The following is a 10,466-nucleotide window of genomic DNA, read 5'->3' on the forward strand; positions in this document are numbered from 1 at the left end:
TTAAACCTCGTTCTGAGGTATTCCCAAAAGGAGGATGCGTATGAAACTGCAGAAACTGATGGCGCGGGCTGCGTTGCTGCTGGGGCTTTCCCTGGCAACTACCGCTATAGCTGGTAACCATGCCGATTATGTCGGTGCTGGTCCATTCAAGACAGGTCCTGAAGTGACCAAAAAGTGTATGGAATGTCATGAGGCCGAGACCAAAGCTTTTATGAAATCGGTACACTGGACCTGGTCTAAAAAGCAGAAGCTAAACGGAAAAGATATTGAGCTGGGCAAGAAGAACGCACTCAACAACTTCTGTGTTGCCATTGATTCCAACTGGCCTCGCTGTACCAGTTGTCACACCGGTTATGGTTGGAAAGATAAGAGCTTTGATTTTAGCAAGGCAGAAAACGTTGACTGTCTGGTTTGCCATGAGACAACCGGTACCTACAAAAAGACACCTGCGGGCGCTGGTAATCCAGATCCAAAGGTCGATCTGGTGAAGGTGGCCCAATCTGTTGGTAAGCCAAGCCGCAAGGCCTGTGGTTCCTGTCACTTCTATGGTGGTGGTGGCGACCGGGTCAAGCACGGTGACCTGGATTCTACCTTGACGAATCCGTCTCCTGAAATTGACGTCCATATGGGCGGCAATAAAAAGATGACCTGCCAAGACTGCCACCAGGGCGGTAAAGATCATGCCATCAAGGGTGAGGCAGCTTCCGTTTCAATTGGATCTACTAAGAAAATCTTTGGCTGTACGGATTGCCACAAAGAGAACGTGCATAAAAATGCATTCTTGAACAAGCATGCCAAAAAGATTGCCTGCCAGACCTGCCATATCCCAACCTTTGCCAAGGCTCTGCCAACCAAAACCTGGTGGGACTGGTCAACAGCCGGTAAAGATGACAAAAATGCACCAAAAGATAAGTACGGCGAGAAGACCTACGCCAAGATGAAAGGTGACTTCAAGTGGGAGAAGGATGTTGTCCCCACCTACCTTTGGTATAACGGAACCGTTGACCGCGTACTGATGGGCGACAAGATTGATCCTTCCAAAGTTGTCAAACTGTCTGACGCCAAGGGTGATCGTAAAGACCCCAACGCGAAGATCTTCCCCTTCAAGGTTATGAAAGGTAAGCAACCGTATGACTCCGGTAACAATACCGTTGCCGTAGTTAATACCTTTGGTCCACCTACCAGCGAAACTGCCTACTGGGTAAAATATGACTGGGCTAAGGCAATTGAAGCCGGCATGAAGGCTGCTGGTCAGCCCTACAGTGGCAAGTTTGGCTGGATTGAGACCTCCATGGTTTGGCCGGTTAATCATATGGTAACTCCCAAGGACAAGGCCCTCAAGTGCAATGACTGTCACGGCGATAAAGGCCGTCTGGACTGGAAGGCACTTGGTTACAAGGGTGATCCCAAGAATCCAGCTAACCGCTAATTTGACCGATTGATGTCGAAGTATGCTAACGGCCCGCAGATGTTTTCTGCGGGCCGTTAGTTGTCGTAAGGACATTCAAAAGCTTGCATATAAAACTTGATTTTATCAGTAGAGAAGAGTAATTGGTTTTAGTATGAATGAAGTTGTGGCAGTAAAGACAGCGTTATTATGATCGAACAAAATCTGAATGGTTGCGCTAATTTTTAGTGTGACTAAAACGGTGGTTTTGTGAAAAAGAAAAAAATGCTTCTCTCGCAGAAAACCATGGATCTGGACATGGTACGTAAGGTAGAGCAGCTCTCCGGGACTTCGGTCAGGCGCTGTTTCCAGTGCGGAAAATGTTCTGCTGGCTGTCCCATGGCAACTTTTATGGATCATCCCCCAAACCGGATTGTCCGGCTGCTGCAGTTAGGGCAGTGGCAACGAATTCTGGCAGGGCGTTCAATCTGGTACTGTGTTTCTTGCGAGACCTGCTCCACCCGTTGCCCCAATCAGGTGCATCTTGCCTCAATTATGGATGCCCTGCGTAAACTGTCCTGGGATCAGGATGGCCCTTCAAAAGAAAGCTATGTCCAGCTTGCCAATCGTCTCTTTCTGGAAAACATCCGCACTTACGGCCGCCAGTACGAGATGCGGCTGGCGGCAGTATTCAATGTGAAATCTGGTCAGTTTCTGAAAGATATGCTGTTGGGACCCAAGCTGCTTTCCAAGGGCAAGCTGAAGGTCTTCCATCAGAAGAACAAGAATATGGCTGAGGTGGAGAAAATATTCAGTCGTATTGAAGAAATGCGACGTAAAGGAGAGGCCTTGTGACAGCCTTGAGCTATTCTTACTACCCTGGTTGTTCACTCCATGCCTCAGCCTCTGAATATGACCTGTCCACCAGGGAGGTCTTTGCAAGCCTGGGGATCGGTCTTGAAGAGATACCGGACTGGATCTGCTGTGGCGCCACCCCGGCCCATAATGTTGATGAACTGCTTTCGCTGTCATTGTCAGCGAAAAACCTTGAACTTGCCGAGCAGGTTCCGGGTGATATGGCGGTGGCCTGTGCCTCCTGTTTTTCCCGCCTGAAGTTTGCCCAGCATATTCTGTCAGAGAACGAGACCAAGCGTAAGCTGGTTGAAAAGGCAATTGATGCACCGGTGCATCTGGAACGACGGGTAAAACATCTGCTGGAGATTCTGGTGCGGGATTATGGCCTGGAGCAGTTGGCAACAGCGGTTAAAAAGCCGCTGTCCGACCTGAAGATTGCCTGTTACTACGGTTGCCTGCTGACCCGCCCCACCGATGTGCCGAATCTGGACTGTACCGAGGCACCCACCATTATGGAACAGGTGATGGAAGCAGTCGGAGCCCAGACCGTTGCCTGGACCCACCGGCTTGAATGTTGCGGCGCAAACTTCACCCTGTCCCGTCCTCCTGTGGTGCAGCAGCTTTCAAACGCAGTGCTTGAATCGGCGAAAATTGCCGGTGCTGACTGTATTGTTGTGGCATGTCCACTCTGTCACGGCAATCTTGATATCCGTCAGAAAGAGATTGAGGGCGTCTATGAAACCAGCTATGGGCTGCCGATTTTTTACCTGACCCAACTGGTGGGGCTGGCCCTGGGGGTGCCGCAGGAACGTCTGGGATTGGATGCCCTGATTGTCAGCCCGCAAAAACTGCTCAGAGATAAAAAAATTAACTAAGGCGGGATTATGCTGCGTTGCCTGATTGTAGAGGATGATGAACTAAGCCGTGAGATGCTGGCCCTGCAGATGGAGCCCTATGCCCAATGCGATCAGGCTGAAAATGGTCTTGTAGGGGTGGAGCGATTTACTGCTGCGCTGAAGGCGGGTGAACCGTATCACCTGATCCTTTTGGATATTGTTATGCCTGAAATGGATGGACTGGAGGCTGCTAAGGCCATCCGCAGCCATGAAGAGCAGCAGGGCATAAAAATTGATAAAGGGGTCCATATTGTAGTGCTCTCATCGCTTAGTACCCCTCAGGATGTGATTCAGGCCTATGTGGCAGCCCAGTCATCTGCCCACCTGGTTAAGCCGGTGCAACCGGAAAAACTGGTCAAGACCCTGCGCAAGCTGGACTTGATTCCTGCGGAGAATGCCTAGATGTCGCGAATCGGTGTCTTTATCTGTCACTGCGGCGAGAACATCTCCCGCACGGTTGATGTGGAGCAGGTAGCAGCCCAGGCAGCCCTGATGCCGGGTGTGGCTTTTGCCACCGACTACAAATACATGTGCTCCGACCCTGGCCAGAACCTGGTCAAGAATGCAATCGCTGAACACCGCTTGACCCATGTTGTGGTTGCAGCCTGCTCACCCCGTATGCATGAGCGCACCTTCCGCAAGGCGGTTGAACAGGCCGGCCTCAATCCCTTTCTGTGCGAGATGGCCAACATCCGTGAGCACTGCTCCTGGGTGCATGAAGATCGGGCAGAGGCCACAGGCAAGGCGATCGAAATCGTCGGTATGCTGGTGGAACGGGTCAAGAAGAACCGGGTACTGCCCACCATCACCGTGCCGGTCACCAAACGTGCCCTGGTCATCGGCGGCGGCATCGCCGGCATCCAGGCGGCCCTTGATATTGCCGATTGTGGACATCAGGTCGTACTGGTGGAGCGGGAACCCTCCATTGGCGGCCATATGGCCCAGCTCTCCGAAACCTTTCCCACTCTGGACTGCTCCCAGTGCATCATGACCCCCAAGATGGTGGATGTTGCCAACCATCCCAACATAACCCTGCATACCTACAGCGAAATTGAACAGGTAGACGGCTACATAGGCAACTTTCAGATCACGGTTCGTAAAAAGGCCCGCTCGGTTAATGAACACAAATGCACCGGCTGCGGCGTCTGCATGACCAAATGCCCCCAGAAAAAGATCCCCAACAGCTTTGATTGCGACAGGGGGATGCGGACCGCCATCTACGTACCGTTTCCCCAGGCGGTTCCCAACGTACCGGTGATTGACCGTGAAAACTGCACCATGTTCAAAAGTGGTAAATGCGGTGTCTGCCAGAAGGTCTGCGGACCAGGCGCGGTTGACTTTGAACAGGAAGATCAATTGATTGTTGAGCCGGTTGGCGCCATCGTTGTCGCCACCGGATTTGAGCTGTACCGCATCACTGAAAAACCAAAGGGCTCACCCATTAAAGGCTATGGTGAATTCGGCCACGGCAAGATCCCGGATGTGATTGACGGCATGACTTTTGAGCGGCTGGCCTCAGCTTCCGGCCCCACCGGTGGCAAAATTCTGCGTCCCTCAGATGGTAAAGAACCGAAGCAGGTGGTCTTTATCCAGTGTGTCGGCTCCCGTTCACGGGAAAAAGGGATCTCCTACTGCTCCAAGGTCTGCTGCATGTACACCGCCAAGCACACCATGCTCTACCACCATAAAGTGCATGATGGCCAAGCCTATGTCTTCTTCATGGATGCCCGAGTTCCGGGCAAAAGCTACGATGAATTCTGGCGCCGTGCCATTGAAGATGAAGAAGCGGTCTACATCCGTGGCATGGTCTCCCGCCTGTATCAGAAGGGGGACAAGATCGTGGTCATGGGTAGCGATATCTCCGTTGGTGTCCAGGTAGAGATCGAGGCTGATCTGGTGGTGCTGGCCACCGCAGTACAACCCCAGCAAGGGGCTGATCTCCTGGCCCAGAAACTGGGGATCTCTTACGATAAGTACAACTTCTATTCTGAGGCCCATGCCAAGCTGAGGCCGGTTGAATGCGCCACCGCCGGGATCTATCTGGCCGGTGCCTGCCAGGGGCCCAAGGATATCCCTGACACCGTCTCCCAGGCATCAGCTGCGGCAGCCAAGGTCATGACCCTGTTTGCCAAAGACAAGCTGGAGCGGGAACCGATTGTGGCGCGGGTCAAGGAAAATGGCTGCGTGGGTTGCTTTGCCTGCAAGAAGGTCTGCGCCTATGGTGCGGTGGAGGAGAAAGAGATCCGTGACCGTCAGGGCAACCTGATCAAAGTAGTTGCTTACGTTAACCCCGGTGTCTGCGCCGGATGCGGTACCTGCCAGGCAACCTGCCCGTCAAAATCGGTTGAGCTGGATGGTTATACCGATGAGCAGATTGTGGCCATGATTGAGGCGTTATAAGGCAAAAGGCATTTTTAACGCAGAGGTTCAGAGTCAAGACACAGAGTCGCAGAGAGAACCAAACTGAATTTAGTTTTTAATTGAAGGTTTTCAGTAAACCACCGGCTCTGCCGGTGAGACTTGAAAAGGCTCTGCCGTTCCAGCGATAGTTCCTCCTGAGGAAAGCCCCTAAAGGCAATCAACAGGAGGAACTGCCATGCGAGAGTGGCAAAGTTTAGCCCATGTAAAATGGGAGTGCAAATATCATGTTGTGATCGTGCCGAAATACCGTAAGAAGGTTCTTTACGGCAGGCTTCGAGGAGAAGTTGGCAAAATCATCCGTCAGTTATGTCGGCAGAAGGAAGTTGAACTTATCGAGGGTCATGCCATGCCTGACCACATCCATCTGGTGTTGAGTATTCCACCGAAGTACAGTGTTTCGATGGTGATAGGGTATTTGAAAGGCAAGTCGGCAATTCATATTCACCGTAAGGCCGAAGGGGTCAAGAAAGGTTTTATCGGTCGGCACTTTTGGTCACGTGGTTACTGTGCCAGCACTATCGGCCTGGATGAAGAAATGATCCGGGCGTATGTAAGAGATCAAGAACATCTGGACAAACAAGAGGAGTTGGACTTCACCCAAAACCCTTAGCCCCTTTTAGGGGCTTTCCTCAAGCCACCGGCTCTGCCGGTGGTCATGACTTTTAAATAACAAAAAACAAGCCTTTGCTTTTCTCTGCGTCTTTGCGTCTCGAGTGAGCAGCGCGAACGGGCGTTAAATGGTTTGATTTGTCTCTTATGAGGTTTTGCAGATGCATGTTGATAAACAGAAACATACCTTCGAACCCAAAATAATCGCCTTTGTCTGCACCTGGTGTACCTACGCCGGGGCCGACCTGGCCGGTACCAGCCGGATGCAGTACCCGTCAAACGTGCGGGTGCTGAAATTCCCCTGCACCGGTCGGATTGATCCGGTTTTTATCATCAAGGCCTTTCAGCAGGGGGCTGACGGTATCCTGATCTCCGGCTGCCATCCTGGTGACTGCCACTACATTGCCGGTAACTACCATGCCAGAAGACGGTTTGCCGCCTTCCGCAAGCTGCTGGAATTCATCGGCGTTGACCTGAACCGGATTCAGTTTTCCTGGGTCTCGGCAGCCGAAGGGGGCAAATGGGTAGAGGTGGTGACCGACCTGACCGAGCGGGTGCGGGCCATGGGGCCGATGGTGGAGTTCAAGGACCTGGTGCTTGAGGAACAGTGGTCAGGCAATCTGAACAACCCGGAGCTGCAGGCCGTGTACGAGGCGATGTAAGATGACACAGACCATTGATATATCCAGCTACAGCACCATAACCGACGCCATCCGCAGCGAGGCTCGACGCATCCTGTCTGACAGCACCGTTTCAGCGGTGATCGGCTATACAGCAGGCCGCCGTAAAGGCAGCACCCAGCCGATTGTGATCACTACAGCCGATGATGCCGACCAGTTGATCTTCACTGCAGCCTGCCTGAATGATCTGGTGGTTTACCTGACCAAGGCCAAAAAGGATGTGCCAAAGAGCGGAAGAATCGGGATTGTGGTCAAAGGCTGTGACCTGAAGGCCCTGGTTGGGCTGCTGGGTGAATCACAGCTCAAGCGGGAGAATCTCTACCTGATCGGCATCCCCTGCAGCGGTGTGCTTGGCTCACTGCTTAAGCCCTCAGCAGAGCTGACAACAGAGACCATCGCCTCCAAATGCTGTGAATGTAGTGACCAGCTTCCTGTGGGGTGTGATTTTGTGCCGACGGTTACGCCGGCTCCCCTGCCTGATCTTGAGAAACGCTATGCCAATGAGATCGCCCGGCTTGAGGCGATGACACCCTCTGAACGCTGGGAGTTCTGGAAAGAGCAGTTCAGTAAGTGCATCAAATGTTACGCCTGTCGCCAGGTCTGTCCGTTCTGTTTCTGTGAACAGTGCCTGTGTGACCGTAACCGGCCCCAGATGGTTGAACAGACCCCCCGGCCATCGGGAAACACCGCCTGGCATCTGGTGCGGGCCATGCACCTGGCCGGTCGCTGTGCCGGTTGTGCTGAATGTGAGCGGGTCTGTCCCATGGATATACCGCTTAACCTCCTGAACCGCAAAATGGCCAAGGAGCTAAAAGAGCTGTTTAACAGTGAAGCCGGGTTTGAGGTACGGGATACCGGGCCACTTACCAGTTACCGTGAAGATGACGACCAATCGTTTATCCGTTAAAACTATTGCGGAGCCCGTCTACTGCGTTGCGCGGTACTCGCTCCTTCGCCTAACTAGTGTGTTATGTCTCAGTCGTTGCGTTCCGTGCGCCTTGTATCCGTGCTTCCTCATAACGCTTTATTGGGCTGTTAAGGAAAGATAGAATCTATGCAGAAACAGATAACTGAAGCCAACCTGCGGTTGCTGATCGACAGCCTGCTCCTGAAAGGGCAGCGGGTGGTCGGCCCACGCCAGTCCGGTAGCATGGTGCTGTATGAGCCGCTTGCCTCTGCATCGGATCTGGTGACCGATGAACTGCCGAGACGTTCGATCAAAGAGGCCTTCTTTCCGGTCTGCGAAGATCTGCTTGAGTACCGTAAAGAGGGACAGCAGATTGAACTGAAGGATATTGACCCTGCCCGTTTCCCTGAGACGGTGCTGATCGGTGTGCGGCCCTGTGACGCAGCAGCGGTTCCGGTGCTGGATGCGGTCTTTTCCTGGGATTACAAGGATCAGTTTTTTCTGGCACGACGTGCAAAGACCACCATCATCGGCCTGGTCTGCACCACGGCTGACGACGCCTGTTTCTGCACCGCCGTCGGCCTCTCCCCCAATGATCCCAAAGGGTCAGACCTGCTGTTGACCCCCTTGGTTGGAGGCGGTTTTCTGGTGGAGAGTCAGAGCGAAAAGGGTGAAGCGTTTCTAGCCACCTGGCAAGACCGCTTCTCTGAGCCGGACGGCACCCAGACCCAGGCCCTGGCAACCCCTGCATTGCAACCGTTTGACCTGAAGAAGATCAAGGCCTGGCTGGATGATCACTTTGAAGACCCGGCCTGGGACAGTATTGCCGTCCGTTGTGTCGGTTGCGGCGCCTGCGCCTTTGTCTGTCCGGCCTGTCACTGCTTTGATATTGTGGATGAAGGATCAGAAAAGGCCGGCAAGCGGCGTAAGTTCTGGGATGCCTGCGGGTTCTCCAAGTTCACCAACCATGCCTCCGGCCATAATCCACGTGACCTGCAGCCCAAGCGTTACCGTAACCGGATTATGCACAAGTTTAAGTATTACGACGACAAGTTTGGCCAGACCCTCTGCACCGGCTGCGGGCGTTGTATCCGGGTCTGCCCGGTGGGGATTGACATTGCCGGGGTGTTGGAAGAGATACAGGAAAAATAATCTGTCCACGAAGAACACGAAGAACACGAAGGAACACGAAGGAACACGAAGGAACACGAAGGAACACGAAGGAACACGAAGGAACACGAAGGAACACGAAGAAAATCAAGATGGATGAGCTGATCTATAGAGAAGAAGTATTCAAAATAATTGGAGCCGCTATTGAAGTCCATAAAGTGCTTGGTAGCGGTTTTTTAGAAGCTGTCTATCAGGAAGCGCTAGAACATGAGCTTTCCTTGCGCCTAGTACCGTTTGTTTCACAGCAGTCTCTTGAAATACAATACAAAGATAAGCTGCTTACCAAGTCGTATATCGCTGATATTGTTTGTTTTGATAAGATTATTGTTGTGACGTTACCCCATTGACTGAACCAGTTTTAGCTTAGTGTTTTCGGCCTTTTGGTTCTGATTATGTTTTGCAACAAATTCTTCTGGCGTCATTTTGTTTAACGACTTGTGTGGTCTTTCAGAATTGTAGTCCAGCCGCCAGTTCTCGATTATCTGTCGTGCGCTGTTCAGGCTGACGAAAACATTGTCATTGAGGCATTCGTCCCTGAACTTTCCATTGAAGCTTTCGATGTATGCGTTTTGAACCGGTTTCCCCGGTTGAATAAATCTGAGCCTGACGTTGTTTTCAAAGGCCCACAAATCCAGTGCCTTGCTGATGAACTCCGGCCCATTATCAACGGTGATGACTTCCGGCAGACCTCTGGTCAAGGCCATGCGTTCAAGGATTCTGGAAACCCGCTGGCCGGTCAGCGAGTGGTCTGCTTCAAGCACAGGACATTCACGGCTGAAGTTGTCTACCACGGTCAGAACCCGGAAACGTCTGCCGTTGTAGAGGCTGTCAGATACAAAGTCCATGGACCAATGCTGGTTGATCCGTTCTGGTTTGTCCAAGACCACACGGAGATGGCTGATACGCTTCCTGCGCTTCTTTAGTCTGAGTGAGAGGCCTTCCTCGCGATAGAGCCGTTCTGTGCGCTTGTGGTTAATCAGGTGCCCTTCCCGACGCAGCAGGGTATGCAGACGGGGAGCGCCAAACTTGCGACGTTGTTCAGCAAGCTCACGCAGGCGTGATCTGATGGCCTCATCGTTCTTTGGCTTCGCCTGGTACCGATGACTGCTCCGGCACAGCCCGACTATTACACAGGCCCGTCGTTCACTGAGCTGGTGGATCTCCATGAGAAAGACCACCACCTTTCGCCGGGCGGCAGGCGTTACCACTTTTTTGAAAGAACGTCCTTGATGGCTTTATTCTCAAGCATGCTGTCAGCAAGCATCTGCTTGAGTTTCCGGTTCTCGTCTTCAAGCTGTTTCAGGCGTTTGGCGTCAGAGACTTCCATGCCACCAAATTTGCTGCGCCAGTTGTAGAAGGTTACATCACTGATACCGTGCATCCGGCAAAGGTCAGCCACCTTCATACCGGCCTGGGCCTGTTTCAGGATGCCGATAATTTGCTCTTCTGTAAAACGCTTCGTTTTCATGTCTAGTCTCCTCTGGGAGTTCTAGACCGAAATCGCTAAGCTGGCAATGGATCAGTTACAGGGGGTAACGTCA

11 protein-coding genes are annotated in these 10,466 nt (G+C 52.5%); 10 read left to right on the forward strand and 1 reads right to left on the reverse strand.

Annotation, left to right across the window (positions count from 1 at the left end):
• The first annotated feature begins 40 nt into the window (after positions 1-40).
• The 10 genes from B5D39_RS13270 (at position 41) to B5D39_RS13315 (ending at position 9,272) form a co-directional block, all read left to right on the forward strand.
• Positions 41-1,429 carry a tetrathionate reductase family octaheme c-type cytochrome gene (locus B5D39_RS13270; protein ID WP_078790943.1) on the forward strand — a complete coding sequence of 463 codons (1,389 nt, stop codon included), beginning with the start codon at positions 41-43 and terminating at the stop codon, positions 1,427-1,429.
• A 228-nt stretch (positions 1,430-1,657) separates the two neighbouring features.
• A complete protein-coding gene (locus B5D39_RS13275) occupies positions 1,658-2,242 on the forward strand; it encodes a 4Fe-4S dicluster domain-containing protein (RefSeq protein ID WP_078790944.1) in 585 nt (194 codons plus the stop codon).
• The gene (locus B5D39_RS13280) at positions 2,239-3,117 is read left to right on the forward strand and encodes a CoB--CoM heterodisulfide reductase iron-sulfur subunit B family protein (RefSeq protein WP_078790945.1); all 879 of its coding nucleotides are present in this window, start codon (positions 2,239-2,241) and stop codon (positions 3,115-3,117) included. Before B5D39_RS13275 ends, B5D39_RS13280 begins: the two co-directional genes overlap by 4 nt.
• A 9-nt stretch (positions 3,118-3,126) precedes the next feature.
• Positions 3,127-3,540, forward strand: coding sequence for a response regulator (locus B5D39_RS13285; RefSeq protein WP_078790946.1), 414 nt, complete (start codon positions 3,127-3,129; stop codon positions 3,538-3,540).
• Positions 3,541-5,538 carry a CoB--CoM heterodisulfide reductase iron-sulfur subunit A family protein gene (locus tag B5D39_RS13290; RefSeq protein WP_078790947.1) on the forward strand — a complete coding sequence of 666 codons (1,998 nt, stop codon included), beginning with the start codon at positions 3,541-3,543 and terminating at the stop codon, positions 5,536-5,538. It abuts the gene before it with no gap.
• A 196-nt stretch (positions 5,539-5,734) separates the two neighbouring features.
• Entirely contained in the window at positions 5,735-6,169 is a 435-nt protein-coding gene (tnpA, locus tag B5D39_RS13295) for an IS200/IS605 family transposase (RefSeq protein ID WP_078790948.1), read from the forward strand.
• 160 nt (positions 6,170-6,329) lie between these two features.
• Entirely contained in the window at positions 6,330-6,830 is a 501-nt protein-coding gene (locus B5D39_RS13300) for a hydrogenase iron-sulfur subunit (protein ID WP_078790949.1), read from the forward strand.
• A gap of 1 nt (position 6,831) precedes the next feature.
• On the forward strand, positions 6,832-7,755 hold the full coding sequence (locus B5D39_RS13305) for a 4Fe-4S dicluster domain-containing protein (protein ID WP_078790950.1): 924 nt from the start codon (positions 6,832-6,834) through the stop codon (positions 7,753-7,755).
• A 147-nt stretch (positions 7,756-7,902) separates the two neighbouring features.
• Positions 7,903-8,907: a 4Fe-4S dicluster domain-containing protein gene (locus B5D39_RS13310; RefSeq protein ID WP_078790951.1), complete on the forward strand. Its 1,005-nt coding sequence runs from the start codon at positions 7,903-7,905 to the stop codon at positions 8,905-8,907.
• 110 nt (positions 8,908-9,017) lie between these two features.
• A complete protein-coding gene (locus B5D39_RS13315; protein WP_078790952.1) occupies positions 9,018-9,272 on the forward strand; it encodes a GxxExxY protein in 255 nt (84 codons plus the stop codon).
• Here the strand turns inward: B5D39_RS13315 and B5D39_RS13320 are convergent.
• Positions 9,261-10,393, reverse strand: a protein-coding gene (locus B5D39_RS13320) for an IS3 family transposase (protein ID WP_425274625.1) whose coding sequence is annotated in 2 segments (ribosomal slippage) — positions 9,261-10,141 and positions 10,141-10,393 — 1,134 coding nt in all. Because the reading frame shifts where the segments join, the coding sequence is not laid out codon by codon here. The two genes, B5D39_RS13315 and B5D39_RS13320, sit on opposite strands and share 12 nt — an antisense overlap.
• Positions 10,394-10,466: the final 73 nt, after the last annotated feature.

The sequence above is a fragment of the Trichlorobacter thiogenes genome, from assembly GCF_900167465.1.
Classification (GTDB): domain Bacteria; phylum Desulfobacterota; class Desulfuromonadia; order Geobacterales; family Pseudopelobacteraceae; genus Trichlorobacter; species Trichlorobacter thiogenes.